Source organism: Spongiibacter pelagi, from assembly GCF_014705705.1.
In the GTDB taxonomy this organism is placed as follows: Bacteria; Pseudomonadota; Gammaproteobacteria; order Pseudomonadales; family Spongiibacteraceae; genus Spongiibacter; species Spongiibacter pelagi.
This window is the reverse complement of sequence record NZ_JACXLD010000002.1, coordinates 378360-404374: the sequence shown is the minus strand read 5'-3', so window position 1 is coordinate 404374 and position 26015 is coordinate 378360. Positions and strand designations below refer to the sequence as shown.

Genomic DNA, 26015 nt, shown 5'->3' with positions numbered 1-26015 from the left:
AATCAGTTTGCCGCCGCCTCTGCGCGAGGCTCAGCATTTGGCGCTGCAAAAGCGGGCGTGTTAGCCATGGGCTCCGGAACAGGAATGACATTAGGACTGCTGGGCTCCAAACCCGTCCACTCCGGCAATACTTCCATTTTGGTAAAGGGAAATAGACTGATCCCGGCGGCCGCCTTAGCCAATTGCTCATTGCGGATAAAGCTGTATTTACGACCGCTAAGCTCAGACAGGGTTTGCTGATCGCGGACAATAGTCGGGCGGATAAACACCATCAGATTGCGTTTAGATTTAGCGGTGTTATCGGCCCGGAACAAGCGACCCAACAATGGAATATCACCCAGCAATGGCACCTTGGCGGTTTGCTCTGTCACCTGATCATCGATCAAGCCGCCGAGCACGATGGTGGCGCCATCTTCAACCAACACCGCTGTTTTGATAGTGCGCTTATTGGTAATAACATCAGCCGCCGTGGTAGACGGGCTCAGCGAGGACACTTCCTGCTCCAAGCTCAACTGCACCGCATCGCCGTCATTAATCTGAGGCGTGACCAGCAATTTGATACCCACTTCCTGACGCTCAATAGTCTGGAAGGGATTGGTATTGGTGGAGCTGGCCGTAGAGCCGGTAATCACCGGAATTTCCTGCCCCACCAAAATAGATGCTTCTTCATTATCCAGCGTCAGCAAACTGGGTGTAGACAAAATATTCGATTCTGAATCGCTGGAAAGCGCAGTTAACAAAGTAGCAAAACTAAAGCCATTATCACTGAGTTTGCCCAGACCAATTGCCGCGCCGCGAATCCCCGCTGCCGCCGAGGCCGCCACGGTTTCACCGCCAAGCAGGTTAAACACGCCGGGGCTGCTACCGGTACCCGATGCGCCGCCACCAAAGCTGATACCCCCGGCCGGCGTATTGCCCTCGTTGGAACCTTTAAACAGCCATTGCACACCTAGCTCGCGGGCTTTGCTGTCGGAAACTTCAATAATAATCGCTTCTACCAAGACCTGAGCACGGCGAATATCCAGATCATTCACCACCCTCATCAAATCGCTAATGATGTGAGGGCTACCAGACAGCACAATAGAATTAGTCTGTTCGTGGGCTTCAATATTAATGCTGGCCGAACCTACCGCCCCAGCCGCCTTACCCGCCGCCTGCTCTTCTTTAACAATGGTGTCGCTGATGCTTTTCAGTACGGTCACCAGTTCAGCGGCCTTGGCGTATTTCAGGTAAACCACGCGAATATTGGCTTGGCTGGTCACTTCGGTATCGAGATCGGAAACTAGACGGCGAAGATAGCTACGCGCCTCATCGTCGCCAAATAAAATCAGCGTATTGGTGCGCTGATCTGAAGACACTACTGGTTTAGAGGCACCGCGCTTGCGGGTTTGCTGAGACAACACCTTATTAATCACGCGTTCCACTTCTTCAGCGGAAGAATGTTGCAGGCTTACCGTTTCAATTAACTGGGCGTCAACCGAATTCACCGCTTCAATAATCGACATTAAACGGCGAACATTGGACTCACGGTCGGTGAGCAGAATGATATTGGAATCGGAATAGCTGGTGATCACACCCACTTTATTGTCCACCAGCGGACGCAGAGATTTGACCAATTCATCCGCATCGGCGTTTTGCAGTTCGGCTATGCGCGTCACAATCGATTCACTGCTGCCAATACTGGTGCGACCGGACTGTACTTCAATACCTTCAATCTTGGCGGCCTGATTCGGAATCACCTTAAGCATGCCATCGCCGGCTTCCACCACCGAGTAGCCCTCAACCCCCAATTGCAGCAAAAACAACTGGTACAGTTGATTCGCATTAAGCTGGCGCTGGCTTTGCACGGTAATGCGGCCTTTCACGCGACTATCTGCCACAATGGTTTTACCGGTGAGCTTGGCCACCGTATCAATGAACTCACCAATTTCCACATTTTGCATATCCAGATCGAAATGATCTGGCTGGGCAAAAACCGGTGTGGCGATAAGCAGGCTGATGACCAGCCCAAATCGAAGAATCAGTGTGCTCATAGTTCCAATCTTTTACTGAGTATGGTTCCGCTGCGTTCCACTAGCAGTTCAAAAGAACTGGTGTCGTCCAGCATTTCGAGAACTTCTGTCGTTGTCATATCGGCAACGTTTTGGCCATTAATCGACAACACCACATCACCGGGCTGCATATCGATCAGTTCAAATAGACGGGGGTCGCGCCCCGCAGAAACCGCATAGCCTTTAATCCTGCCGTCTTCATTCACTGGCGTAATAGACAGGTAACGCGCCAATTTTAAGGGGCTATTTTTTAAGGTCTCTCGTGGGTCGCCGATTAATTCCGTTACCGCACTATTATTGAGATCCACCAGCTCACCCGCTGAGGACAAACGGCTGCTCGCCATTGTTGACGAGCTTGTGGCAGGCTCAACAGCAGTGACACCGCGAGTTACCGTCTTTTTATCGAGTTCGATTTTTTCCTGCTTGCGGTTATTTTCAATGATGATGTGGTCGGCATAGACGGCAATCAAAATCACCGACCCCGGCACATCCAGCTTCTCGCCCACCGCATAAGCCTTGGTCTTACCGGAATAACTCAGCACCGCCACACCAGATTCACCATCGCCGGCAATTAGCCCTTCCACTTTGATTTTCAATGCGCTTTTACGCACATCTTTCTGGACTTCGGTGCTGGCGGCAACAGGAGCTGCCGGCTTCTCGCCAAATAAAGGCACTGACAGCAGGGTTTGGACACTGTACTGAGCATCCTGACCACCCAAGCGCTCGCCTTTAGCCATTACCACCGGCAATACGGGCTCACGCGCCAATTCTGCCCCCAACCAAACGGTTTTGGACAATTGCCACAAATTGAAAGCAATAAGCGCCAGCACGCTAGCTGTAATAAAGCCAGAATGGCGAAAGACTTTTAGGATTGGCAGATCTTGCACGCCGAACATCACCCCACAAACACGCAGCGCGCCATATTACGTCAGATTTATGACATTTTCCTTAATCGGCTCAGAAAAGGAAAAAACGACTCTCAATGGCGGTACGTTGTCATTATTACGCCCCTTCGACCGAGCGAAAGGCGCTTTTGTTCAATCGTGAAAAAAATGCCCCACAAAGTGTGGGGCACGTTATTTCAAGGAGAGACCACGCTTATTTAAAGGCGCAGCTATTTAAGTATTCTTTGGCCTCGTTGGCGCTCCAATCGCCCTTGGGCTTTTCGCTCAGCTTTTTACACCATGCTTCGCTACCCACCTCCGGGGCACAGGCCGCCAGTCCGAAACTCATTACACACAGCACACAAAGGATTGTTTTTTTCATATTCGCCTCGGCGTCAAATAGTACGCGTCTAGATTTGAACCATATCAAAGTCGTACTTGCTAATGCCACAATCGGGACATTCCCAATCTTCTGGCACATCGTCCCAACGAGTTCCGGGCGCAATGCCATCATCGGGATAGCCCTGCTCTTCGTCATAGACAAAGCCGCAGATAACGCATTCCCACTTTTTAAACCCCTCGCTCATCACACTCTCCTCTATTTATAGATCAGTAATATCAATACTGACCGCAGTATAAGCAACCCCGCGTCGAAAAAATATTAAGGAATATCAATGTATTCGACGGCAATGCCGAGAGTTTAGGGAAATAAAGTTGCGGCTTCAAAGGGGGCGACAAAAATAGTGTCACAATTCCACGCTAGGATGGTGGGCATTCATTCGCCCCATCCTCAGCAGGAACGCCATGCCCAAAGCCTTACGATGGCTACTCGCCACCCTAATTCTTGCCGCTGGCATTATCGGGGTAGAACGCTATTTAGGCTGGGCAGCACTATTATCGGCATGGCGAGAGCTTCCACTCTCCCACCTATTGGGGCTCACCGCTCTCACACTGTGCAGCTATATTTTGCGGGCATTCCGGGTTTATCGGTACTTTATTGACTACACCTCCGGCGCATTTTCCCAAACTTTGCGCCTCAGTTTGTTGCACAACGCGATAAATAATTTTCTACCCATGCGCCTTGGCGAAGCCAGCTTTCCGATTTTGATGAAGCGCCAGTTTTCGGTTTCGCTAAGCCAAAGCACGAGCGGCTTGCTGTGGATTAGACTTGCCGACCTGCACTGCTTGAGCACCTTATTTTTACTCAGCCTTGCCCCGAACCTTGGCCCGATGTTGTTTGTTCTAGCAGGACTTTGGCTACTATTACCCCGCGCCCTTTGGCTTATCTGGCAACGTGGCACACTTCACCTGCCACCAAAATGGCAATCGAAAATCGCCACATTACAGCAATTTTCTCCCACTAGTTTTCGCCAATGGCAGCGAATGTACGGACTCACCACCCTGGTGTGGCTGAGCAAATTATTCGCCTTGTGCGCCATTATGTTGAGTTTTATCTCTATCCCCCCCGCTCAGGCCCTGCTCGCCGTTATCGGTGCGGATTTCAGCAGTGTTTTACCCATACACGGCCTTGCCGGCAGTGGTACTTATGAAGCCGCCATGCTAGTGGCCTTGAGTCCTTTTGACTTACCGAGCAAAGACATTCTTGCCGCTGCGGTTAACGTGCATCTTTATTTATTGGGAACGAGCCTGCTTTCAATCCCTCTGGCTCTACTCATTAGTGAGCGAGCGAGAAACACCCTAGTCACTAATAATTAAGATAACTAATCAGTAGGCTAAATAAGCAGTAAGAATGGAAAAAAGCAGGCGCCACGGGAGGTAACGCCTGCAAAGAGTGTGGTTTTTGAGGCCCGAAGCCGGAGAGATAGTCGCCCCGAGCCATCTGTTTTGCACTATACACAGCCAAATTCCATTTATCAATAATAATTCTCATTTGTATTTATTATTTTTTTACCTCAAGCAATAAAACGGCAATAGAACCGTCACGGAGCTGTCGCTACTCGCCGATAAGATTGCTCGCGTTGTGCAAGACAGAGCTTTGGATCTGCCTTCGCCGTAGTAAATTGTGCGAGAAAATTGATGTCTGTTGTAAACCGCCCCAGCCTATCCATTGTTGTGCCCATGTATCGCGAGGAGGACAGCGTAACGCCGCTTCTTGAGCGCGTTCACGAGGCAATGGAAAGCTACGGAGGCGATTGGGAAATCATCTGCGTGGATGACGGCAGCCCAGACAAAACCACAGCGGCGTTAAAAGCTGGTCGTCAGCGCTACGGTCAGCACGTCAATATCATTGAGCTGCAACGCAACTTTGGCCAAACCGCCGCAATGCAGGCCGGTATTGATGCCGCGCAAGGCGAGCTGATCGTAACCATGGACGGCGATCTGCAAAACGACCCCAATGATATTCCCCGTATGGTTGATGAGCTGCAAGACCGCGATTTGGATCTACTCCAAGGCTGGCGTCAAAATCGTCAGGACGCGGCCATCAGTCGCAAGCTGCCCTCTAAAATTGCCAACCGACTTATTGCCAAGATCACTGGTGTTGAACTGCACGATTACGGCTGCAGCTTAAAGGTCTATCGCGCACAGGTTTTGAAACAAGTCCGCCTATTCGGGGAAATGCACCGCTTTATCCCAATTTGGGTCGCTGGCGTAACTGGGCCGCATCGCATTGGCGAAACGCCAGTTCATCACCATGCCCGGCAATTTGGCGAATCAAAATACGGCATCAGTCGTACGGTGCGCGTGGTCATTGATCTTATCTCCGCCTTCTTCTTTCTTAAATATCGCGCCCGCCCCGGTCACTTTTTCGGATCAATCGGCCTGTTTACCGGTGCGGTTGGCGGCATGATGCTGGCCTGGCTACTCGGTGTTAAATTTCTGCTCGGCGAAGACATTGGCCAACGCCCCATGTTGATGATGGCCATTTTGCTGCTACTTGCCGCTCTGCAACTGATCACTACCGGCGTCATTGCCGAAATGTTGAGCCGGATTTTTTTCCAAGCCTCCGAAGGACGCAATTTTTCAATTCGCCACCAAACTACGGATTCGCTTAATACCCACTGGAAGCGCCACACTCAATCCGTCGACACCTCTCAAGTCAACACGTTGGCAGAACAGGTATGAGCGCCGCAACTCGACTTAGCGGCCTCCCCTTTATTGGCGCCGCATGGCCTCTGCTGTTTTTGTTCTGTGGATTTCTATTCAATCTTTCAGGCGCCCCGCTTTTTGACCTAGATGAAGGCGCGTTCTCCGAAGCGAGCCGGGAAATATTAGAAACCAATGTCTGGTCAGCGACTTACCTGAATGGCGAGCCACGCTACGACAAACCCATTCTCACCTACTGGCTACAAGCCAGTTCGATGGCGGTGTTTGGCCTTAACGAGATCAGTATGCGGCTACATTCGGTACTGGCCGCAATGTGCTGGGGCTTGGCCATTTTTTTATTTTGCCGCGAGTTCTGCGACCGCAAAACCGCCACCGCTGCCCTGCTGATTTTCAGCAGCACTTTACTGGTTACCGTGATCGGGCGGGCAGCCACTGCCGATGCGCTACTCAACCTATTTATTGCACTGAGCTTTTTGGATATTTATCGCTACAGCCAAAGTCAGTCACGCAAGCATTTATTGCGTAGCTGGCTGTGGATCAGCTTGGGAATGCTCACCAAAGGCCCGGTCGCGGCCGGTATTCCACTCATTGCCAGCGGTCTCTGGTTTGCCAGTGAAAAGAATCTGCGCGAGTGGCGCCGCGCCATTTTCCATCCGCTGGGCTGGCTCATTCTTATCGCCATACTTTTGCCGTGGCTGCTGGCTATTTGGCAGGAACAGGGCAGCGGTTTTTTTAAAGGCTTTCTGCTAGACCACAATCTAGGTCGCTTCACCAATACCAAAGAAGGCCACGGTGGGCAGTGGTATTACTATATTGTGTTGCTGCCGATCGCGCTTCTTCCCTACTCCGGCATGTTGCTGAGTTTGCTGGGGCACTGGCGAAGCCTGTGGCGAAAACCGCTTGAACGCCTGCTGCTGATTTGGTTCGGACTAGTGTTTATTCTGGTCTCGCTCTCGCAAACACAGTTGCCACACTACGTGCTCTACGGCATTACCCCGCTGCTGATTTTGTTTGCCAAATATCGACATAGTTTTGCCCGCCACAATTGGCAGTTGCTGCTTCCCGTCTTGTTTTTCGCACTGCAAATCGGTCTCTGGTTTTTTTCCCAAAACGCCGCTGAAACTGAAAAAATCTCTATATGCAGGCACTGCTGACTCGGGCACCAATGTATTTAGATTCCGCCTATTTAATGGGTGCTATCGCTTGTTTATTCATTTGCGGCGGTTTGTATTTTCTACGAACACAGGTTTGGAAAAAGCTGATTATCTCAGGCCTTATTCAAACCCTGTTCTGCTTTAGCTTTTTTATTCCGGCGATTGCCGGCCTGCAACAAGACCCGGTAAAAGCGGCGGCGCTAAAAGCAAAGCAGTTGGAGCAAGACGTTATTGCCTACCGCATCAATATGCCCAGCTTTAGCGTTTATCGAGATGCGATTACCAAACGACGTGATCCATTACCCGGCGAGCTTGTGTTCACCCGCGCAGATAAGCTGGCCGACCTAAAAGCACTGTATCCCAACGCCGAGATAGACATTATTTTTAGCGACGGCGGTATTGTGCTGGCGCGTATTCCAAGCTCGAACGACTCCCCCAACTCGATCACTGAAGAAACCAGCCATGCGCTCATCCAGCCAATTTAAGCTTAGTAAGTCCTTCTCTGCATTGCGTGACTTGAGCAACGAAATGCGCAGAGAATTTCAACGCTCTCCGGTTTCAAAAAGACCTTTCCGCCATTTGCGCGAACTGCCACGCTGGAATTTCACCTGCGGACTTATTTTGGCCTACTGCCTAATAGCTTTTGCACTAGCGGCCGGAATTTATTTTAGCCAGGGTTATCACGGTTTATTTATTGACCTTAATCACGGCGGTGCCTTTCTAGGCAGCGAATTCTGGGCACAACTCACCGTCTTGGGAGATACCCGTGTTGCCTTGGCGCTTCTTCTCATTGTGATCTATCGCCACCCACAGCTGTTATCCGCCACCTTAATTGCTTGCCTTCCAACTACACTGATTATTCAGCTTTTCAAACGCACTACAGAAATCGCCCGACCCTCTGGCTTTCTCGATGCTGAGCTGTTTCACCAAACCGGCAAGGTTTTAAAAATGGGGAGTTTTCCCTCCGGCCACTCCGCCACTGCTGGTGTTTTATTCGGCCTAATGATTCTGATTGCCCATACGCGAACCAATAAAATTCTACTGCTGAGCACACTATTTTTGGTCGCATTAAGCCGCGTTATGGTTGGTGCTCACTGGCCAGTGGATATTTTAGTTGGAAGCAGCATCGGCCTACTGTGCGCAGTTTTTGCTTACTGGCTTAGCCATAAATATCGCCTGTGTTCTGCGGTCAGCAGTCAGTGGAGTGTGGTTGGCTTACTTATTTACGCTGCGATAAGTAACTTAAGCAGCGATAGCGGATACCCCCAAGCTCACATCGGTACTGTGGTTCTTTGCTTCTCAGCCCTCGCTATTTACCTTGCCCACTTTCTCGGTTTTCAACCAGATCGCCGCTGGGCACTGGGCATAGCGCGTTGATCGTCAAATTATGGCCAGCCAAACCTTGTCTAACCGAAATGAGTCGAACAGTACTGCGTCGAACAGCGCCGCCAAAGCAAACCCTTATGAGGTACTGTTTACCGAGCAACAACAACTCAATTCATCGCTGTTTCTCGCCTTTATGGCAGCAGTGGGCTTAAGCCTGTGTTACCGAATCTGGATTACCGCAGCGACACCAATCCCTCTATTTTTTGATGAAGCCTACTATTTGAGCTGGGCGCAACATCTGGACTGGGGCTATTACTCCAAACCGCCGATGGTAGCTTGGCTGATTGCGCTCACTACAGAATTCCTTGGCAATGCCGCTTGGGCGGTAAAACTCGCCGCACCAGTGCTTTATAGCATGGCCGCCATTCTGATCTACTTGTGTGGTTTGCGCTTGACCGGCAATGTCGCCGGTATGATGAGTGGGCTGATTTTTCTGTTTATGCCCTTGGTCGCATTTAATTCATTATTTATCACTACAGATGCACCGCTATTATTTTTCTGGAGCCTAAGTACCTACGCTTTTTTACGCGCCTTAGAAAGCGATGCGTGGATCTGGTGGTTGCTAGCAGGCTTGGCTGGCGGCTTTGGTTTGCTGTCGAAATACACCTTTGTGTTACTGCCAACCGGATTTTTACTTTGGGCCTGCTTCTCGCCATTGGGCAGAAAGCTGCTGCAAAACCCCAAGTTCTGGCTGGCCTGCACACTGGCGGCACTCTGCCTAATGCCTAATCTGTATTGGAACTATCAACACCAATTCATTAGCTTTCAGCACACTGCTGAAATTTCTAAGCAAGCCGACTCCGGCTTTAACCCCTTGGCTGCCTTGCTGCGAACGGGTGAGTTTATTCTTGGTCAAGCACTGGTATTTGGGCCGGTATTTTTTGTGCTTATTTCAGCTTATCTGTTCAAGAAAAATCAAAAAAGCCACGCTACTTCAGCCGCTGAAAGATTGCTTTGGAGTCTGTTTTTACCCTGTTTTTTGGTGATAGGCATTCAGGCTCTCAGCGCAAGAGCCAATGTAAATTGGGCCGCACCGAGTTATATCGCCGCCAGTTTGTTAGCCGGCTTAATATTGAGTAAGCGCGGCTTTGTCAGCCGCTGGTGGCGCTGGGGCATGGCCGTTAATTTGCTATTGATGCTCAGTTTTTATCACTTTGCCGCGGTGACCGATACGCTGGGTATCGAGCGCAAAAAAGGTAACGATCCCTTCAAACGGGTCTTGGGCTGGGACGAGTTGGCTCAGTCTATTCAAGCCGTGATTGACCAAAATGCCGAGCTGCCGATATTGGGAAACAGCCGCAAGGAATTGTCTTATCTCGGCTATTATCTGAAACCCCAGCATTTTGAGCCGCGCTATTTTGACGGCGGTGCCCATATCGACAATCACTACGAACTTAAATATGCCCTGACTCAACAGGATCAAGGCGAATTGCTCTATATCGGCAACTGGCCGCAAGCCCGTCTGGAAAGCTATTTTGAAAAAGTCGAGTTTTTAAGCCAACAGACAATTCAGGTTTACGGCAATTTCAGCCGCACAATCTCTGTTTACCGCGTACAGCAACTTAAGCCGGAGGCACAATGGACAGCCGAGTAAGCAGTAGCCGTAAAAAGGCAGACAGTCCACCACAAGATCCAGCACTACGCCCACCGCTATACCTACGCGTTGACCTGTATTTATGCCTAGCTTGTGCGCTGCTCTTTATACTTTGGCCACAGCTGGATCTCGATATCAGCAGTCGCTTCTACGACCCCATAAGCGGACACTTCAACCCCGACGACTCCCCCGCGCTGGAAGTGATTTATCGGGTATTTGCCAAAATTCACTTTCTGTTTTTATTGTTGCTGATTCCACTATCGATCTATTTTCATCGTCGTTATCGCGGCGCCACGACGCAGGCAGACAAACATAGAAAATACCTGCCCAGCTTATTGCTGTCAGCTCTGTTACTCGGCCCCGGCGTGCTGGGCAATGTGGTTTTGAAAGACAACAGCATTGGCCGTGCCCGGCCCAATGAGGTGGTGCAATTTGGCGGAGAGTCGACGTTTACCCGCGCATTTGAATATTCAGGCGCCTGCGACCACAACTGCTCATTTATTAGTGGGCACGCTGCCATCGGCTTTTATCTGATTGGTCTAGGTTGGATTTTTCGTTCGGCCACCGCCTATTGGCTAGGCTTTTTAGCCGGCGGGATTGTGGGGGTGACTCGAATCATTCAGGGCGGGCACTTTCTGTCCGATGTGGTTTTTGCCTTCTGGTTAATCCACTTCAGCTACGTTTGGCTGGGATATAAATTTAAGCTCGCCCACCCTCTCGGCCGGCAATTGCGCTGGGAAGATTTTGGAAAGCTGGGCAAGCGCTTCTCAAACCCAGACTAAGGCTAGACTTGATAAAACTCTCGATACCAACGAACAAAATTGTTGACGCCGGTTTCCACCGTTGTCGACGGTCGATAATCAACTCGCCCCTGTAAATCCAGCACATCCGCCCAAGTATTTTTCACATCACCCATTTGCATCGGCAGCAGATTTTTTTGTGCTGTCATGCCGGTTTCGCGCTCGATCAATCCAATAAAATTACCAATATGTACAGGCTCCCCACGCCCAATATTGTGAATGCAGTCTGGCGGCGTTGACGTGGGCGGCTTATCTAACACCGCTAAAACGCCAGCCACAATATCGTCGATATAGGTGAAATCGCGGGAATGGTCACCGTGGTTATATAGATCAATGGGTTCGCCTGCCAAAATCGCGCGCAGGAATTTAAACGGCGCCATATCGGGGCGCCCCCAAGGCCCATACACGGTAAAAAACCGCAGGCCGGTCATGGGAGTCTCGTACAAACGAGAGTAGGCGTGAGCCATCAACTCATTGGCTTTCTTGGTCGCGGCATAGAGGCTCACCGGTTGGTTGGTCGGCTGATCTACACTGAACGGCATTTCTGTATTGGCGCCGTAAACGCTGGACGATGAGGCATAGACGAGGTGGCTAACCTGATGATGCCGACAAGCCTCAAGAATATTGGTGAACCCCACTAAATTTGACTGGGTATAGGCACGGGGATTGTCGATGGAATAACGCACCCCAGCTTGGGCAGCCAGATTAATTACTCTCTCTGGCTGATGTTCAGTAAATATCTGCTCAACCAGCTCGGTATCTTCAAGACCACCGAGATAATCCTGAAAACCGTTTCTGACAAGTAAATTCGCCCGCCGCGCTTCTTTAAGCGAAACATCGTAATAGGCATTGTGGTTATCGAGGCCAATGACCGTATCGCCCCGGTCTAATAGTGCGTGACACACCGCATGTCCAATAAATCCTGAGCTTCCGGTAACCAGCACTTTCATCAATTGCGTCCCACGAAAATTGCCTGCACAAATCGGCATTGCAGATATGGGGCAATGCTATGACAGGCAGATGAACAGCAATGGCTGCCCGCTTTTCAGTAAAATGACAAAAGGAAACCGAGCCGACTTTTTTTGGAGATATTTTTGCAATATTGAGCGGAAATTAGCGCCTGACGCGCGTCTGCTGCTGACAAGCTCTGGCACAGCAGGACTTGCAAAAGCCGCCGCCGCACCATATAACACTGTCAACATTACATAATTTGAAACACGAAGATAAAAAATGTCTGTGACCAACCCCTCCAGCTACCACCATGGCAATTTACGCCAGGAGCTGATGACCCTTGCTGAAAAGCACTTGCTCGAAAACGGCAGCAATGAACTTAGCCTGAGAGCCTTGGCCCGCGAAATTGGCGTTTCTCAAACTGCGCCCTATCGTCACTTTAAAGATAAAAATGCCCTGCTTGCCGCACTGGCGACCGAAGGTTTTCAACGCTTTTTTGACTACTGCAAGGCCAGCGAAGAAGAACCCCGCAGCGAACTCGGTTTGATGTATTTCGGTTTGGCTTACGTCAAATTTTCCCAGCAGCATACCGCCCTGTTCCATCTGATGTTTGGCCCAGTTTTACAGCCTCGTAATCAATATCCCGAACTGTTTGCCGCTGGCCGTGAGGCCATCTACAAGGTGCGCCAGCAGGTTGAAAAGGGGATAAAGAATGGTGAGCTGCGCCCCATTGATAATATCGCCTCTGTCGCCCACACCGTTTGGGCAGCCGTTCACGGCGTTACCACCCTGCTGCTTGAACAGGGCGAGACCTTTGGTTATCAGCGCAACCTTGATTTACAAGCGGAGAAATCCCTGCGCATCCTGTTAAGTGGCCTGTGTATAGACCCCAGCATCATTGCCGAGCTACCCACTGAACCCACGGCCTATCCGCCGACAAAATAAGCCCCAAGGCTGTTATCGGCATGTAAAACCCCTAAAATAGCGCCAACAAAGGGGGATACATGCCGCAAAACCAGACACCACTCGCCACCGCCGACTCCAGCCAGCAATGGCAGCAATGGGACCAGCAACACGTTTGGCATCCCTATGCCTCTGCGATTAATCCACCGGTGCTATTCCCGGTTGTGGGCGCGGAAGGTGTTGAGCTGGAGTTGAGCGATGGCCGCAAACTGATTGATGGCATGTCTTCTTGGTGGTCGGCGATTCACGGCTACCGCAATCCGGCGCTCGATAAGGCCGCTCAAGCACAGCTACAACACATGTCTCATGTGATGTTTGGCGGACTCAGCCATGAACCTGCCGCCACCTTGTGTAAACGCTTGGTCGACCTCACTCCCGCCGCCCTGAGCCGGGTTTTTATTTCGGATTCGGGCTCAGTCGCGGTGGAAGTTGCCATCAAAATGGCTATTCAGTATTGGCACGCTAAAGGGCAGCCCCAGAAATCCAAATTACTCGCACTGAGAAATGGCTACCACGGCGATACCTTTGGGGCCATGGCCACCTGCGACCCGGTTACCGGTATGCACCATCTTTTCAGTGATGTGCTTCCAGAACATGTATTTGCCCCCGCCCCTATCAGTCCACCGGGGCAAACCCCAGCCCAAGAAGAATTAGACCAACTCGGCGAAATGATTCGCCAAAACAAAGATACGCTGGCGGCCGTGATTCTCGAGCCGATTGTGCAAGGTGCGGGGGGAATGCGCTTTTATTCCGCCGACTATCTCATTGCCATTCGCCAGTTTTGCGATGACTACGGCGTATTACTAATTCACGATGAAATTGCCACCGGCTTTGGCCGCACCGGTAAATTATTTGCCTGTGAACACGCGGGAATCAGCCCCGACATTATGTGTGTGGGCAAGGCCTTGACCGGGGGTTACCTTTCTTTAGCGGCGACGCTGTGCTCGGAAGATGTCGCCCAAGGTATCTGCGAGGGTGAAGCCGGCGTATTTATGCACGGCCCTACTTTTATGGGCAACCCGCTGGCCTGCAGCATTGCCAATGCCAGCCTCGAATTGCTGCTATCACAAGACTGGCAGGCCAATATTGCGCGCATAGAATCCCAATTAATCGAAGGTTTATCGCCGGCCCGCGACATCCCCGGCGTTGCCGATGTTCGCTGTTTTGGTGCCATCGGGGTTATTGAGTTGGAACAGGCTGTGGATATGAGCATTATCCAGCCACGCTTTGTTGAGCAAGGCATCTGGATTCGCCCCTTCGGCAAACTGGTCTACACCATGCCGCCCTATATTATTTCCGAGCAGCAACTCCAAACGCTGTGCCATAAAATGGTGTCGGTGATTCAGGACTATTTGTCATGAGCAATGCTGAGCTGAAGAAAAAGCTGTACGACATTATCTTTGGCACCGAGCCGGGGCCGGGACGTATTTTTGATGTCGCGCTGATTGTCATTATTATCGCCAGTATTCTGGCTTTGTTTCTCGACTCGGTCGCCAGCATCCACGAGCAATTCGGCGATATTTTGTTCGGTGCCGAATTACTGTTTACCGTGTTATTTACGCTGGAATATCTCGCCCGTATTTACTGCTCACCCAACCGTCGCGCCTACCTGACCAGCTTTTTTGGCATTATCGACTTAATTGCCACCCTGCCCACTTACCTTGCCATGCTGGTGCCCGGCGCCCAGCATCTACTGGTAATTCGCATATTCCGGGTACTGCGCGTTTTCCGGATTTTGAAATTATTTCACTATGTCGCAGAAGCCAATGTGCTGATGCGCTCACTGGTCAGCGCCCGCCATAAGATCTCGGTTTTTCTGATGTCGGTCACCACGCTGGTGATCGTATTTGGCTCATTGATGTATCTGGTTGAGGGGCCAGAAAATGGCTTTTCCAGCCTACCACGCAGTATTTATTGGGCGATTGTGACCGTCACCACTGTGGGCTACGGCGATATCGCCCCGCATACCACGCTTGGTCAAGCCATTGCCGCGCTAGCGATGATCACCAGCTACGCCATTATTGCCATCCCTACAGGTATTTTGAGTGCCGAACTGATTTATGAAAGTCAGCGCAAAATGCAGCGGATGCAATGCCCCGGCTGTGCACGTCGCGCCCACGACAGCGACGCACGCTTCTGCAAACACTGCGGCACTGCGCTTCCCGCAGCCGCTATCAAGCCAGAGGCAACTGCGTCGGAAACTCAAAGCAGCGAATAGCATTAGCGCCCCCACATTTGCAGGATTAAAAATTCGTTAAGCTGGGATTAATTTTGTCTCGCTATAGTAGACTCATCATTCACTACATTAAGAAGAACACTTTGCGATGAAACAACTACAGAAATTCTTCCTTATCGCCAGCCTTGGCTTCAGTTCATTGTCTGTACTGGCCTTGGAACAAGGTCAAAAACTGCCCGAGCTGGCGGTGGACAATAAAGGCGAGTTTGTCCTGAATGGCGACAAAGTGGACTACCGCCCGTGGAACAGCAACCAAATCACCACTGGCCGTCCGGCGCTGGTGTTTCACCTGCCTCCCCGCCTCTCAACAGAAAGCATGATTAATCCACTGCGCGACCGTCTTGAAGCGGAAAACTACGCAGAAGGGGCTTTCCAAAGCGTGACTGTGATTAACCTCAAAGAGGCCATGTGGGGCACCAGCGGCATGATTCTGAGCCGTTTGAGCGAAGATAAGACCAAGCACCCCTCGGCTACTTTCGTGATTGACGACCAGAATCGCGGCGTAAAAGCCTGGGATGTTGGAGCCCGCGATGTGGTGGTGGCTCTGGTCAATACAGAAGGCACGATTACGCATTTGCACACCGGTGAACTGAGCGCCGATGATGTCAACACCATTATGAGTTTGCTTAACGAGCAAATTGCCAAAGCCGACCAATTGGCCGCTAACTGATTTTTGTCGGTAGCTTTGCAAAACAAAAAGGCGCTTTAGTGAACTAAAGCGCCTTTTTTATACGGTAGCGTTTCGCATTAATGCGTTTTCGCACGCAGGTCAGTGAACGGTGCGATCCTGCTCAAAATCGTCCTCATCCTCTTCCAGCACTTCCGCCTGAACCACGCCGTTCATGGCTTCTAGTCCCGCCTGAATCATAATCCGCGCTAGCTCCATACCGGAACCCTGCATATGTTCTTTGGCTTCGTCTGAAAAACGGATGGTAACCAGTGGGGCTTCATCGCCGTCGCTATCCTGCAGGACAATATCGCCGTTCGCGAGCTCAACAAGTTCTAAATACGATAACACTGAAATTCCTATCTACCCCTTGAGGAGTGGGTGAAATACGTCCAATCAGAACGTCTAAACCAGTAGAACGCCTGAATAAGCAAGAACGCCTAGACGGGCTTAGTGTAACAAATCGGAGGGGTAGCGCGCTAATACTCCAGTAGGGTATTGCGATGACGAGTCACCAAGGCACTCAATTCGGTATGTAGGGTCTGTAAACCCGCCATATCATAAGGATTTTCAGCGACGGCCTCGGCACTGTCTAGCAGACCCGTAGCGCGGGTATCCGTGCCAATTAACTCCACGCCATCTGATTCCAGATAGGTTTTTTTCTTGCCGGGTTGCCGCAAATAGGCAAATCCGAGTAGGTCCTGTAACCACCCGGAAACCGCCTCTCGCTCCAGCAACTCACTGAATTCAGATGGGGCATTTTGCAGCTGTATCTCAGCGAGCGAGCTCGCCGTAAAAATACCGCAGGGCAATTGAAAACCGAGGGGAGTTAGCGTCAACAAATCCGCCAGATGAGCGCAGTACGCCAGTTGCAACTGGTGAATAATCGCCTCGGTTTGGGCGCGAACAAAGTGCCCTCCCCAGCCAGATTCTGACTCGGGAGAACTCAAATTTTTAAGATATTGCCCGGCAAAATACAGGTGCAGATTACACTGACCACGATAGGAGTCGGCAGCGGCCATAGTTTACTTCTTACTTGCCGCTTTACGGGTCGCTTTTTCACGCGCGACCCACTTACCGCCTTCGTAGAAAGCAGACCAGCCACTGGGCTTGCCATCAACTTCACTCTGCACATACTGCTCTTTGGTCTTGCGGCTGTAGCGAATTACCGTATCCCGCCCCTCTTTGTCTTCGGTTGGCGCTGAAAACAAGAAGCTGTATTTAGGATCGATTTCACTCTGATGCGGCAGAATTTCTTTTACCGTGGGTGCGCGGGTTTCACGGTTGCGCGGGAAGCCACTGGCCGCCAAAAACAGCCCTGAAGCACCATCGCGCAACACATAATGGTCATCGACCTTTTCGCAGGCCAATTCGGGCATCGGCACCGGATCCATTTTTGGTGGCGCCGCTTCACCATTTTTCAGCAACTTGCGGGTATTTTTACAGGACTCATTAGTACAGCCAAAGTATTTACCGAAGCGGCCTGATTTTAGCTGCATATCCGAACCGCACTTATCGCATTCGATCAGTGGGCCGTCATACCCTTTAACCTTAAAGCTACCCGACTCCAGCTCAAAGCCGGAACAGTCGGGGTTGTTACCGCAGATATGCAGTTTGCGGCTCTCATCAATAATGTAGCCTTCCATCGCTGCATTACACTTTTTACAGCGATGCTTGTTGCGCAGCACCCGAGACTCGGCTTCTTCATCTTCACTATCGATGCTGACGTATTCATCACCCGGAACGAGGTTAATAGTTTGCTTACAACGCTCTTTCGGCGGTAAGGCATAACCTGAACAGCCCAGAAACACACCGGTGCTGGCCGTGCGAATCTGCATATTGCGGCCGCATTTAGGGCAGGCAATATCCGTTTCCGTGGGTTCATTGTTGCGCATGCCACCGTCTGCCGCCTCGGCGGTCGCCAGTGTGGCACTGAAATCACCATAGAACTCGTTGAGCAAGGCCTGCCAATCTTTATCGCCGGAGGCCACGCTATCGAGGTCTTCTTCCATATGCGCGGTAAAACCGTAGTCCAGCAGATGGCTAAAGCTCTCAACGAGGCGATCGGTCACGATATCGCCCATTTTTTCGGCGAAAAAGCGGCGATTTTCGACTTTGACATAGCCGCGATCTTGGATGGTAGAAATAATCGACGCATAGGTAGAGGGCCGGCCAATGCCTCGTTTTTCCAATTCTTTTACGAGTGCGGCCTCAGAATAGCGCGGTGCGGGTTTGGTAAAGTGCTGGCTGGGATCAACTTTAACCAGCTCCAACACATCGCCCACTTTCACATCCGGCAATTCCTGATCTTCTTCTTTTTTACTTGCCGCTGGCGGCTGCACGCGCATAAAACCGTCAAAGCGAACCACACGGCCACGGGTACGCAGCTCAAAATCCCCTGCGGTTACCGTAACCGAAGTGCTGGTAAATTGCGCGGGCACCATTTGACAGGCAACAAACTGACGCCAGATCAAGGTGTAGAGCCGCTCGGCATCTCGCTCCATTCCAGAGAGCTGAGTGGGCTGTACATTGACATCCGAGGGGCGAATCGCTTCGTGAGCCTCTTGCGCTCCTTCTTTACTGCTGTAGAGCTGTGGCGATTCTGGCAAATAAGCGTCGGAGTAGGTCTGGCTGATATATTCACGACAGGCGGCGACCGCATCGGCGCTCAAATTGGTCGAATCGGTACGCATATAGGTGATGTAACCCGCCTCGTAGAGACGCTGGGCCAACATCATGGTTTTCTTAACACCAAAGCCAAGACGGGTACTGGCCGCCTGCTGCAAGGTTGAGGTGATATAGGGCGCGCCGGGGCGACTGCTAGTGGGTTTATCTTCCCGCCCGGTGACCTTGTAGGCATTTTGCTGCAGGGAGGCAACGGCCGCCATTGCAGCAGTTTCATTATCCGGACGGAAGTTTTCGCCCGCCTGTTTTTTCACTTCTAGACGCAACTCGCCAGCCTGACCGCGGTTGTCGGTGTGAATCTGCCAGTATTCTTCGGGTACAAAGGCGCGAATTTCTTTTTCCCGCTCGACAATCAGGCGTACCGCCACTGATTGCACTCGGCCCGCCGACAAGCCCCGCGCCACCTTGGCCCAGAGCAGTGGCGACACCATATAGCCCACCACCCGATCAAGAAAACGGCGCGCTTGCTGGGCGTTTACGCGGTTGATATCCAACTCGCCGGGATGCTCAAAAGCTTCTTTAATGGCTTTGCGGGTAATCTCGTTAAAAACAACGCGTTTGTAGCGGCTGTTATCGCCGCCAATGGCTTCCCGCAGGTGCCAAGCAATGGCCTCCCCTTCGCGGTCAAGGTCCGTTGCCAGATAAACGGTGTCGGCATCTTTGGCCAGTTTTTTCAGCTCACTGACCACTTTCTCCTTGCCGGGAAGAATTTCGTAATGGGCTTTCCAGCCATTTTCAGGATCGACACCCATTCGGGAGATAAGTTGTTCCCGAGATTTTTTTTGCTTATGCACCGCCTTTTCTTCTGGCGACATTTTACGCGTGAGCGCCGCCGCCTTGGCTCGCTCTTTGGGATCGACCGTTTTAGTACCACTGCCGCTGGTGGGCAAATCGCGGATATGGCCGACACTGGACTTCACGATGAAATCTGAGCCCAGATACTTATTGATGGTCTTCGCCTTGGCGGGCGACTCCACAATTACCAGCGATTTTGCCATTTTTGTCCTATTCGAGCTGTCTATGACCGCCAGCAGAACGCTGGCAAGGCCGACATATATAAGTGTTCATTTTAAGCGGGTCAAGGCCGAAGTCCCGATTCCCTGCCAGAGCCGTTAGCAAATTCAAGGAAAGCCACGGCTTAAAGTGCCTTGGTAATTTCCTCGGCCAGCGCAAAGCGCGGACGCTGTTCGCCATTGATTTCTATGGTTTCAATAAACATGGAGTACGGCCTAACCCACAGCTCACCCGCACCATAGAGCGGGCGATAAACCACTAAAAATTCTTCCGACTCACTGTGCCTAGCGACACCGTAAACCTGATACTCCCCGCCTTTATAGTGAATATAGCGACCCGGCGCCAGCGACGGAAGTTGTTGCAATGACTCAGTACTCAAAACCCAATTTCTCCAATATGTTTTTTAAGGCGACAGCCAATTGCTCAACCGAGCCCAGCTCTAGGCCACGCTCCAACCAATAAAGCCGCAAGGCTTGGCCAGTAAACTCCAATTGCAAGGCATCCTTTGGCCAGAATGCTTGCTGAGCTTCAATGATCGCCAATAATTCTTGCGGCAGTGCGGGAGCATCGTCCTCTGCTGCCGCAGCCTCGGAAAACCAATAGCGCCAAGGGGCCGTGCTATTGCGCTTTACCAGCGGCAGGGAATAGCACACGCCCTGCTCTTCCGCTTCTTTGCGAACTTTCTGCCGCCGGGTTTGCGGTTGCGCTAGCATCTGCACCTGCAAACCTAACTGTCTCGCCCGCTCGCGAAGCCGCGCCTGCTTGGCCTGCCGTGGCGTTGGAATAATCCAAACCAAGGGCGCCAGCATAAATGCGATAACCGCAATCGCAATCAGCCATGTCATAGGGCGAATAATCCTTTCAATTTACTGATCTCAATCAGTGAAACGCAATTTACAACAACACCTTGCTGGACAGCTCGGTTTGTATGTACCTTAATAGAAGCGATCTTATTTAGCATGCCCTCGAGGAGAATCGGCTATGCCCAATTATCACCGTATTTTGGTTGCCGTAGACCTGACCGAAGAAGCCACTCCGGTTTTGGAGCGCGCCGCCGGCATGGCCCGACAGCACCAAGCCGAGCTGCATTTGATTCACGTTGTAGAACCCCTCAGCCTCGCCTACGGTGGCGATATTCCAATGGATTTCTCAGGGATTCAAGAACAACTTCAAGAACAGGCCGAACAACGCATGGCGGAGTTTGGCGAGCTTTACAATATCGCCAAAGATAACCGGCACTTGATGGTTGGTCGCCCGGAAAGCCAAATTCATGAATTGTGCGAACAATACCAAATTGATCTGGTGATTGTCGGCAGTCACGGCCGCAAGGGGCTGGCCTTGTTATTGGGGTCTACCGCCAACGCGGTGCTACATGGCTCACAGTGTGACGTACTGGCAGTGCGGGTGGGCAGCCAGTAAGCCCACCTCTTATTCAGACAAGTCCATCCAGCGCTCCATTGCCTCATCCAACTGGCCCTGTAATGTGGCCAGTTGCTGCAAGACTTCGGTCACCTTATCTCCATCCTGCTGATAAAAGGCAGGATCGGCACTGAGTTCCGAAATACGCGCAATTTCACTCTCTAGCTCATCAATTTTATCTGGCAGGCTGTCTAGTTCGCGCTGGTCTTTGTAGCTTAACTTGCGTTTTGGCGCTGACGCTTTTGCCGCTGGCGCTTGTTCAGAAGTACTGGCAACTGTAGTCGGCTCCGGCTTTTTGTCTGCAACACCACCAGCCGCTTTACGTTTTGCCAGTCGCGCCTGATACGCCGCAACTTCGCTGAAACCGCCGACATGCTCAGAGATCACCCCATTGCCCTCAAACAAGAGGCAATTACTGGCCACATTATCAACAAAAGCCCGGTCGTGGCTCACCAAGAGTACGGTGCCCTCGAAATCCACCAGCAGACTTTCCAGTAATTCCAGCGTTTCCATATCGAGATCGTTAGTCGGTTCGTCGAGCACCAAAACATTGGCTGGCTGACTGAACAGGCATGCTAGCTGAACACGAGCGCGCTCGCCCCCGGAGAGCACCCGAAAATGACTGCGCGCCCGCTGTGGTGTAAATAGAAAATCACTGAGATAACTCATGATATGTCGGTCTTTGCCATTGATGGTGACCATATCCGAGCCCTGACCGACAATATCTACCACCCGCTGATCTTCATCCAAGCGATCGCGGAGCTGATCAAAATAGGCAATATTCAAATTGGTACCGGATTTAATGGTGCCCGAGTCCGGCTGTAACTCACCCAATATCAAGCGCAGCAGGGTAGTTTTGCCGGCCCCATTCGGGCCAATCAGCGCCAACTTATCACCACGTTGCAACAGCAGCGAAAAATTATTAACCAGGTTTTTACCGCCAATGCCGTAACTGACATTTTGCAGCTCCGCCACCATTTTGCCGCTGCGCTCGCCCTGATTAACACTTAGATTCGCAGTGCCCTGACGCTCACGGCGCTGGGAACGCTCATCGCGCATTGCCTTCAATGCCCGAACCCGGCCTTCATTGCGGGTACGGCGGGCTTTAATACCCTGACGAATCCAGGTTTCCTCCTGAGCCAAGCGCTTATCGAACAGGGCATTCTGCTCCTCTTCCACTTCCCATTTATGGGCGCGGCGCTCTAAATACGTTTGGTAATTGCAGTCGTAGCGTTCCAACTTGCCGCGATCCAACTCCAAAATCTGGTCAGCCAAGGATTCAATCAGCGCCCGGTCGTGGGTAACGAATAACACGCAGCCGGGAAAATCCCGCACACACTGCTCCAGCCAGAGAATGCCCTCTAAATCCAAGTGGTTGGTGGGCTCATCCAGCAGCAAAATATCCGGCTCAGACACCAAGGCCCGCGCTAAAGCAACACGGCGCAACCAGCCACCCGACAATCCCCCAATCCGTGCCTCCGGATTCAATTCTAAGCGAGAGAGAATCGACTCAATACGCTGCTGATAACGCCAGCCGTCCAAGGACTCAATTTCCCGCTGCAGGCTTTCCAGCTCTCGCAGATCATCCAATTCCGATTGAATTAGCTCGTGATAACGACGCAAGGTGCTGCCCAAGGCCTCTAAACCATCGGCCACCACATCAAAAACGCTGGCATCATCAGCGGCAAAATCCAAATTCTGGTGCATCCGCGCCACTTTCAGGCCCGGCTTGCGCCATACCTCGCCGCTGTCGGCCTGCGTACTGCCATCCACCACTTTGAGAAGTGTCGATTTTCCGCAGCCATTTCGCCCCAGCAAACACAGCCTTTCGCCAGCTCTGAGCGTTAAATCCAGCTGATCAAAAACAATTTGCTCACCGATATTGAGCTGAAGTTGAGAGAGGCGGAGCAAAGGCATATAGTGTGACCGATATGTAATTTCTTAGGTTTGAATACGGTTTAAATCGAGAATGGAGACAAGAGAAAACCAATTATGAGCATCCACCAGGGACGATTTCGCAAAGGCCTGTTTGTTCTACTGCCTTTACTTTGCTTTACCCAGTTCGGCCTGTCCCAATCTGTTTCGGACACGTCGTCCCCAGACCAGTCGACCCTGCAAAAGCAGCGCGAAGTATACCGCGAAGCCCTCTTGGACATAAGTCAGGGCAGACTAGAAAAAGCGGAAGCCGTCGGCCCGCAGCTCTACGACTACCTTCTCTACCCTTACTTTGAGCTAGAGCTCATCAAGGCTCAAATCGATACCGTTTCCAGTCAGACCATCAAATCTTTCCTCCAGCAATATGATGGCAGCTTGGTCGCCGAAAACCTGCGCGCAAGCTGGATCTACAAACTCAAAAAACATCAGCAATGGCCAGAGTTTTTAGCCTATGTCGGCGATAAGCCTCCCGCAAATTTAGAGTGTGAATATATTGCCGCCATTCGCAGTCAGGGCGATGAACAAAACGCCTTGTTGCGCAGCGAGAAGCTGTGGCACACCGGCGTACCACTGGATACGTTTTGCACAAACGTAGTCGATCAATGGCTGCAGACTCTAACACCCGAACAACAACAGCGCGCTTACTGGCGCCGCGCCGATATGGCTGTCGACAAAGGCTACGACAAACTCGCCAGCTTTCTGCTGAGTAAAATTTCCGGCACGGAACTCCAGCAACGCCTACTGAATCACCCAGAAGCGCTGTATAAAGAATCGGCAAAGATTAAGAACAACGCCTTCAACCATCAGCTTGTCGTATTCACATTGAAACGACTGGCCCGAGGTGACTATCTGGCCGCCAGCGAACTGTGGCAATCCCTGCAATTGCAATTTAATTTTAGCAGCGCCGAAAACTACAGCCTGCGCAATGCCTTTGCCCGGCAGATGATTGCCGACAATGGCCGACTGGCACGGCAATGGCTCGCCGAGCACGATGATGAATTTGAAGACGCTTACCTCACCGAGTGGCGCGTACGTTTAGCCCTGAAAGATCGCGACTGGAAAAAAGCACAACACTACATCGCCTCGCTACCCGCCGACTATCGCCAAAAGTCTGACTGGCAATACTGGTGGGCTCGAGCCGATAGAGCCATTCACCGCAAACTCACTGAACCCGCCAAAACAATATTGCAAAAACTCGCAGACGAACGCGGCTACTACAGTTTTCTAGCCGCTGACCTGCTCGGCCAGCCATACCAATTAGGCCATATTCCAGCGCTGCCCTCAGAGTTAAATGAGCCGTTCCAAGCCAATCTCGGCCTACAGCGGGCACGTGAATTCTACATTCTCGGCGATTACGGCAAAGCGAGTAGTGAATGGCGACGCGCGATCCAATTCTTCAGCAAGCCCGACCGGCTGGCTGCGGCAAAACTCGCCCTGGATTGGGGCTGGGCAAATCCCGCCGTTGTTGGCGCCATTCAGGCCGGCGCATGGAATGATCTCGGCTTGCGTTTTCCCCTCGCCTACCAAGATGACTTTGTAAGCAACGCCAAGGCCAATGAAATTGATTTAAAGTGGGCCTTCTCTATCGCCCGCCAAGAAAGCGCCTTTGCTGAAAATGCCCGCTCTCCGGTTGGCGCGCGGGGGATTATGCAGCTGATGCCGGGTACGGCTCGCGATACCGCTAAAGCGATGGGAGCACCCAAGCCAAGCAGTCAGGACCTAGAGAACCCGCAAATTAATATTGCTATTGGCACCTACTATCTCGGCTCTTTGCTGCGGGAATTTAACGGTAATCGCATTCTCGCCACTGCGGCCTATAACGCCGGCCCCAACCGGATAAAACGCGTATTGGAAAAACAGGAAGCAATACTGCCGGCCGATATCTGGATTGAAAATCTGCCCTATAGTGAAACCCGGCACTACATTAAAAACGTGCTGGCCTTCAGTGTGATATACGGTGAAAAACTGGAACTGAACCAGCCCTTGCTGAGCAAAAATGAAAGGCTGATACGGCCTAGCCAAGAATTGGCGCAAAATCAGTTTTAGTGATATTAACCCGGTCGAGGGCCTTATCTTAAAACCTCGACTAGCTTAAAACCTCGACCGGCATTCCCACTGTCAACAAACTCGTCTTCGCCGAACCCGAATCCTTAAAGCGCAGCAGCGCATTCTGGCCAAAATAGACCTCTCCATCGTCACCCAGACAATGCTGCCTTAACACCTGAAAGACCTCTTTCTGGCGTACGCCATCTTCAAGTCGAATCGTTGGAATAGCACATCGCGAACAAGGTTTAACTAACTCAAGCTCCATATCGCCAATGCGCAGGCGGGACCAGTTATTTTCTGCAAAAGCCGCCCCGCCATCGACCACAATATTCGGCCGAAATCGCCACATGCTAAGTGATTCCTTCCACCCGGTATCCGCAAGGCTACCCTGCAAAACGCGCAAACTTGCCATATTAGCGATTAATACCGGAAAGCCATCCGCAAAACCGACATCATCACCGGGCTGAGCGTACTTTAGATCAACTTGGCGATGAGTCATCGCAGGGAAATACACCAGCCTGACGGTGGCCTTCAAACGCGAGGAAAACCAAGCACTGATCTCATCGCCAGCATCTAGCGCCTCGACAGAATCGCCCCAGACCTGCACTTGAGTGCGCTCCGCGCCGCACAATTGATCTGCATTTATCATCACCGACTGATCACTAGTCAGACAATGCAGTTTTAGATAAACGCCGTGTTCATCCGCACTTTCAGCATGAATTCGGCAAAGCTGCGGAAACTGCCGCTGAGTAACAAACTTGCCCGCCTCATCCACCAGCATCCAACGCCGATCCGCAAAAGCTCCTCGCGCAGAAAATGCCAACTCATCCACGGGTGTTGCCGCCAGGGACTTCACCGGAAAAGCACACAGCCCGCTTACCAAAAGACTCATTTTGTATTTTCCGAATAAACAAAGCGGAGTACGGATTCGGCGTCAAACGGCCAATTCAGTTCTCGACCATCGGCAGCACTAGCGAGCACTGGAATACGGGTTCCGTAGCGATCAATCATGTCATCGCTGTCGGCAATATCAATCAGCTCAATTTGCCAGGGCTGTTCAACCAAAAATTGCGCTAGCAGCGCTTCCGCCTCTTCACAAAGGTGGCAAGCACTGGTGCCATAAAGACTCAGAGTAATAGTTGGAACCACATCAGACATCACATA

27 protein-coding genes are annotated in these 26015 nt (G+C 51.5%); 14 read left to right on the top strand and 13 right to left on the bottom strand.

The features are described 5' to 3' along the window. Positions 1 to 2: 2 nt before the first annotated feature. From gspD to IB286_RS05925, 4 genes are all read right to left on the bottom strand, one after another. Positions 3 to 2033 carry a type II secretion system secretin GspD gene (gspD, locus tag IB286_RS05940; RefSeq protein WP_190763466.1) on the bottom strand — a complete coding sequence of 677 codons (2031 nt, stop codon included), beginning with the start codon at positions 2031 to 2033 and terminating at the stop codon, positions 3 to 5. Next, positions 2030 to 2938 (bottom strand): type II secretion system protein GspC, encoded by a 909-nt coding sequence (gene gspC, locus IB286_RS05935; protein WP_190763464.1) that lies wholly within the window; start codon positions 2936 to 2938, stop codon positions 2030 to 2032. The genes gspD and gspC overlap by 4 nt, the downstream gene beginning before the upstream one ends. A 211-nt stretch (positions 2939 to 3149) precedes the next feature. Next, a complete protein-coding gene (locus IB286_RS05930) occupies positions 3150 to 3317 on the bottom strand; it encodes a DUF3012 domain-containing protein (protein WP_190763462.1) in 168 nt (55 codons plus the stop codon). Positions 3318 to 3345: 28 nt separating this feature from the next. Next, positions 3346 to 3522 (bottom strand): rubredoxin, encoded by a 177-nt coding sequence (locus IB286_RS05925; RefSeq protein WP_190763460.1) that lies wholly within the window; start codon positions 3520 to 3522, stop codon positions 3346 to 3348. A gap of 217 nt (positions 3523 to 3739) precedes the next feature. Here IB286_RS05925 and IB286_RS05920 point away from each other — a divergent pair, with 217 nt between their 5' ends. The 7 genes from IB286_RS05920 (at position 3740) to IB286_RS05890 (ending at position 10917) form a co-directional block, all read left to right on the top strand. Continuing rightward, positions 3740 to 4651: a lysylphosphatidylglycerol synthase transmembrane domain-containing protein gene (locus tag IB286_RS05920; RefSeq protein ID WP_190763458.1), complete on the top strand. Its 912-nt coding sequence runs from the start codon at positions 3740 to 3742 to the stop codon at positions 4649 to 4651. Positions 4652 to 4972: 321 nt separating this feature from the next. Then, the gene (locus IB286_RS05915; protein ID WP_190763455.1) at positions 4973 to 6019 is read left to right on the top strand and encodes a glycosyltransferase family 2 protein; all 1047 of its coding nucleotides are present in this window, start codon (positions 4973 to 4975) and stop codon (positions 6017 to 6019) included. Next, positions 6016 to 7155 carry an ArnT family glycosyltransferase gene (locus IB286_RS05910; RefSeq protein ID WP_190763453.1) on the top strand — a complete coding sequence of 380 codons (1140 nt, stop codon included), beginning with the start codon at positions 6016 to 6018 and terminating at the stop codon, positions 7153 to 7155. Before IB286_RS05915 ends, IB286_RS05910 begins: the two co-directional genes overlap by 4 nt. Further along, positions 7140 to 7640 (top strand): hypothetical protein, encoded by a 501-nt coding sequence (locus IB286_RS05905; protein ID WP_190763452.1) that lies wholly within the window; start codon positions 7140 to 7142, stop codon positions 7638 to 7640. The genes IB286_RS05910 and IB286_RS05905 overlap by 16 nt, the downstream gene beginning before the upstream one ends. Beyond that, a complete protein-coding gene (locus tag IB286_RS05900; RefSeq protein ID WP_190763450.1) occupies positions 7618 to 8532 on the top strand; it encodes a phosphatase PAP2 family protein in 915 nt (304 codons plus the stop codon). Before IB286_RS05905 ends, IB286_RS05900 begins: the two co-directional genes overlap by 23 nt. Before the next feature lie 10 nt (positions 8533 to 8542). Then, positions 8543 to 10135 (top strand): glycosyltransferase family 39 protein, encoded by a 1593-nt coding sequence (locus tag IB286_RS05895; RefSeq protein ID WP_223826139.1) that lies wholly within the window; start codon positions 8543 to 8545, stop codon positions 10133 to 10135. Further along, a complete protein-coding gene (locus IB286_RS05890) occupies positions 10120 to 10917 on the top strand; it encodes a phosphatase PAP2 family protein (protein ID WP_190763448.1) in 798 nt (265 codons plus the stop codon). Before IB286_RS05895 ends, IB286_RS05890 begins: the two co-directional genes overlap by 16 nt. Positions 10918 to 10919: 2 nt before the next feature. Here IB286_RS05890 and IB286_RS05885 read toward each other — a convergent pair whose 3' ends face one another. Then, on the bottom strand, positions 10920 to 11885 hold the full coding sequence (locus IB286_RS05885) for an NAD-dependent epimerase/dehydratase family protein (protein ID WP_190763446.1): 966 nt from the start codon (positions 11883 to 11885) through the stop codon (positions 10920 to 10922). A 19-nt stretch (positions 11886 to 11904) separates the two neighbouring features. Here IB286_RS05885 and IB286_RS05880 point away from each other — a divergent pair, with 19 nt between their 5' ends. The 5 genes from IB286_RS05880 to IB286_RS05860 all read left to right on the top strand — a co-directional run bounded on the left by IB286_RS05880 (position 11905) and on the right by IB286_RS05860 (position 15755). Beyond that, the gene (locus tag IB286_RS05880) at positions 11905 to 12144 is read left to right on the top strand and encodes a hypothetical protein (RefSeq protein ID WP_190763444.1); all 240 of its coding nucleotides are present in this window, start codon (positions 11905 to 11907) and stop codon (positions 12142 to 12144) included. 21 nt (positions 12145 to 12165) lie between these two features. After that, a complete protein-coding gene (locus IB286_RS05875; RefSeq protein WP_190763442.1) occupies positions 12166 to 12831 on the top strand; it encodes a TetR/AcrR family transcriptional regulator in 666 nt (221 codons plus the stop codon). Positions 12832 to 12890: 59 nt separating this feature from the next. After that, complete coding sequence (gene bioA / locus IB286_RS05870) at positions 12891 to 14210, top strand: adenosylmethionine--8-amino-7-oxononanoate transaminase (RefSeq protein WP_190763440.1); 1320 nt, start codon at positions 12891 to 12893, stop codon at positions 14208 to 14210. After that, the gene (locus IB286_RS05865; RefSeq protein WP_190763437.1) at positions 14207 to 15067 is read left to right on the top strand and encodes an ion transporter; all 861 of its coding nucleotides are present in this window, start codon (positions 14207 to 14209) and stop codon (positions 15065 to 15067) included. Before bioA ends, IB286_RS05865 begins: the two co-directional genes overlap by 4 nt. Before the next feature lie 106 nt (positions 15068 to 15173). After that, complete coding sequence (locus IB286_RS05860) at positions 15174 to 15755, top strand: YtfJ family protein (protein ID WP_190763435.1); 582 nt, start codon at positions 15174 to 15176, stop codon at positions 15753 to 15755. A gap of 99 nt (positions 15756 to 15854) precedes the next feature. Here the strand turns inward: IB286_RS05860 and IB286_RS05855 are convergent, their stop codons facing one another. From IB286_RS05855 to IB286_RS05835, 5 genes are all read right to left on the bottom strand, one after another. After that, positions 15855 to 16103, bottom strand: a complete 249-nt coding sequence (locus IB286_RS05855; RefSeq protein WP_190763433.1) for a hypothetical protein — start codon at positions 16101 to 16103, stop codon at positions 15855 to 15857. Between the two features lie 128 nt (positions 16104 to 16231). Further along, positions 16232 to 16774 (bottom strand): hypothetical protein, encoded by a 543-nt coding sequence (locus IB286_RS05850; RefSeq protein WP_190763431.1) that lies wholly within the window; start codon positions 16772 to 16774, stop codon positions 16232 to 16234. A gap of 3 nt (positions 16775 to 16777) precedes the next feature. Further along, on the bottom strand, positions 16778 to 19435 hold the full coding sequence (topA, locus tag IB286_RS05845; protein ID WP_190763429.1) for a type I DNA topoisomerase: 2658 nt from the start codon (positions 19433 to 19435) through the stop codon (positions 16778 to 16780). Between the two features lie 140 nt (positions 19436 to 19575). Next, on the bottom strand, positions 19576 to 19830 hold the full coding sequence (locus tag IB286_RS05840; protein WP_190763427.1) for a DUF1653 domain-containing protein: 255 nt from the start codon (positions 19828 to 19830) through the stop codon (positions 19576 to 19578). Next, complete coding sequence (locus IB286_RS05835; RefSeq protein ID WP_190763425.1) at positions 19820 to 20296, bottom strand: hypothetical protein; 477 nt, start codon at positions 20294 to 20296, stop codon at positions 19820 to 19822. Before IB286_RS05835 ends, IB286_RS05840 begins: the two co-directional genes overlap by 11 nt. A 136-nt stretch (positions 20297 to 20432) precedes the next feature. Here IB286_RS05835 and IB286_RS05830 point away from each other — a divergent pair, with 136 nt between their 5' ends. Next, positions 20433 to 20870 (top strand): universal stress protein, encoded by a 438-nt coding sequence (locus tag IB286_RS05830; protein WP_190763423.1) that lies wholly within the window; start codon positions 20433 to 20435, stop codon positions 20868 to 20870. 9 nt (positions 20871 to 20879) lie between these two features. Here the strand turns inward: IB286_RS05830 and IB286_RS05825 are convergent, their stop codons facing one another. After that, on the bottom strand, positions 20880 to 22787 hold the full coding sequence (locus tag IB286_RS05825; protein WP_190763421.1) for an ATP-binding cassette domain-containing protein: 1908 nt from the start codon (positions 22785 to 22787) through the stop codon (positions 20880 to 20882). A gap of 75 nt (positions 22788 to 22862) precedes the next feature. Here IB286_RS05825 and IB286_RS05820 point away from each other — a divergent pair, with 75 nt between their 5' ends. Further along, positions 22863 to 24851 (top strand): transglycosylase SLT domain-containing protein, encoded by a 1989-nt coding sequence (locus tag IB286_RS05820; RefSeq protein WP_190763419.1) that lies wholly within the window; start codon positions 22863 to 22865, stop codon positions 24849 to 24851. A 40-nt stretch (positions 24852 to 24891) separates the two neighbouring features. Here the strand turns inward: IB286_RS05820 and IB286_RS05815 are convergent, their stop codons facing one another. Together IB286_RS05815 and IB286_RS05810 are read right to left on the bottom strand one after the other, a co-directional pair. Further along, entirely contained in the window at positions 24892 to 25743 is an 852-nt protein-coding gene (locus tag IB286_RS05815) for an MOSC domain-containing protein (protein WP_190763416.1), read from the bottom strand. Then, complete coding sequence (locus IB286_RS05810; RefSeq protein WP_190763415.1) at positions 25740 to 26009, bottom strand: glutaredoxin family protein; 270 nt, start codon at positions 26007 to 26009, stop codon at positions 25740 to 25742. The genes IB286_RS05815 and IB286_RS05810 overlap by 4 nt, the downstream gene beginning before the upstream one ends. Positions 26010 to 26015: the final 6 nt, after the last annotated feature.

Excerpts from the sequence above, each read along its gene's own strand:
- gspD (WP_190763466.1), bottom strand. The coding sequence starts at position 2,033 with ATGAGCACACTGATTCTTCGATTTGGGCTGGTCATCAGCCTGCTTATC.
- IB286_RS05930 (WP_190763462.1), bottom strand. The coding sequence starts at position 3,317 with ATGAAAAAAACAATCCTTTGTGTGCTGTGTGTAATGAGTTTCGGACTG.
- IB286_RS05925 (WP_190763460.1), bottom strand. The coding sequence starts at position 3,522 with ATGAGCGAGGGGTTTAAAAAGTGGGAATGCGTTATCTGCGGCTTTGTC.
- IB286_RS05920 (WP_190763458.1), top strand. The coding sequence starts at position 3,740 with ATGCCCAAAGCCTTACGATGGCTACTCGCCACCCTAATTCTTGCCGCT.
- IB286_RS05915 (WP_190763455.1), top strand. The coding sequence starts at position 4,973 with ATGTCTGTTGTAAACCGCCCCAGCCTATCCATTGTTGTGCCCATGTAT.
- IB286_RS05910 (WP_190763453.1), top strand. The coding sequence starts at position 6,016 with ATGAGCGCCGCAACTCGACTTAGCGGCCTCCCCTTTATTGGCGCCGCA.
- IB286_RS05905 (WP_190763452.1), top strand. The coding sequence starts at position 7,140 with ATGCAGGCACTGCTGACTCGGGCACCAATGTATTTAGATTCCGCCTAT.
- IB286_RS05900 (WP_190763450.1), top strand. The coding sequence starts at position 7,618 with ATGCGCTCATCCAGCCAATTTAAGCTTAGTAAGTCCTTCTCTGCATTG.
- IB286_RS05895 (WP_223826139.1), top strand. The coding sequence starts at position 8,543 with ATGGCCAGCCAAACCTTGTCTAACCGAAATGAGTCGAACAGTACTGCG.
- IB286_RS05890 (WP_190763448.1), top strand. The coding sequence starts at position 10,120 with ATGGACAGCCGAGTAAGCAGTAGCCGTAAAAAGGCAGACAGTCCACCA.
- IB286_RS05885 (WP_190763446.1), bottom strand. The coding sequence starts at position 11,885 with ATGAAAGTGCTGGTTACCGGAAGCTCAGGATTTATTGGACATGCGGTG.
- IB286_RS05875 (WP_190763442.1), top strand. The coding sequence starts at position 12,166 with ATGTCTGTGACCAACCCCTCCAGCTACCACCATGGCAATTTACGCCAG.
- bioA (WP_190763440.1), top strand. The coding sequence starts at position 12,891 with ATGCCGCAAAACCAGACACCACTCGCCACCGCCGACTCCAGCCAGCAA.
- IB286_RS05865 (WP_190763437.1), top strand. The coding sequence starts at position 14,207 with ATGAGCAATGCTGAGCTGAAGAAAAAGCTGTACGACATTATCTTTGGC.
- IB286_RS05860 (WP_190763435.1), top strand. The coding sequence starts at position 15,174 with ATGAAACAACTACAGAAATTCTTCCTTATCGCCAGCCTTGGCTTCAGT.
- IB286_RS05850 (WP_190763431.1), bottom strand. The coding sequence starts at position 16,774 with ATGGCCGCTGCCGACTCCTATCGTGGTCAGTGTAATCTGCACCTGTAT.
- topA (WP_190763429.1), bottom strand. The coding sequence starts at position 19,435 with ATGGCAAAATCGCTGGTAATTGTGGAGTCGCCCGCCAAGGCGAAGACC.
- IB286_RS05835 (WP_190763425.1), bottom strand. The coding sequence starts at position 20,296 with ATGACATGGCTGATTGCGATTGCGGTTATCGCATTTATGCTGGCGCCC.
- IB286_RS05830 (WP_190763423.1), top strand. The coding sequence starts at position 20,433 with ATGCCCAATTATCACCGTATTTTGGTTGCCGTAGACCTGACCGAAGAA.
- IB286_RS05825 (WP_190763421.1), bottom strand. The coding sequence starts at position 22,787 with ATGCCTTTGCTCCGCCTCTCTCAACTTCAGCTCAATATCGGTGAGCAA.
- IB286_RS05820 (WP_190763419.1), top strand. The coding sequence starts at position 22,863 with ATGAGCATCCACCAGGGACGATTTCGCAAAGGCCTGTTTGTTCTACTG.
- IB286_RS05815 (WP_190763416.1), bottom strand. The coding sequence starts at position 25,743 with ATGAGTCTTTTGGTAAGCGGGCTGTGTGCTTTTCCGGTGAAGTCCCTG.
- IB286_RS05810 (WP_190763415.1), bottom strand. The coding sequence starts at position 26,009 with ATGTCTGATGTGGTTCCAACTATTACTCTGAGTCTTTATGGCACCAGT.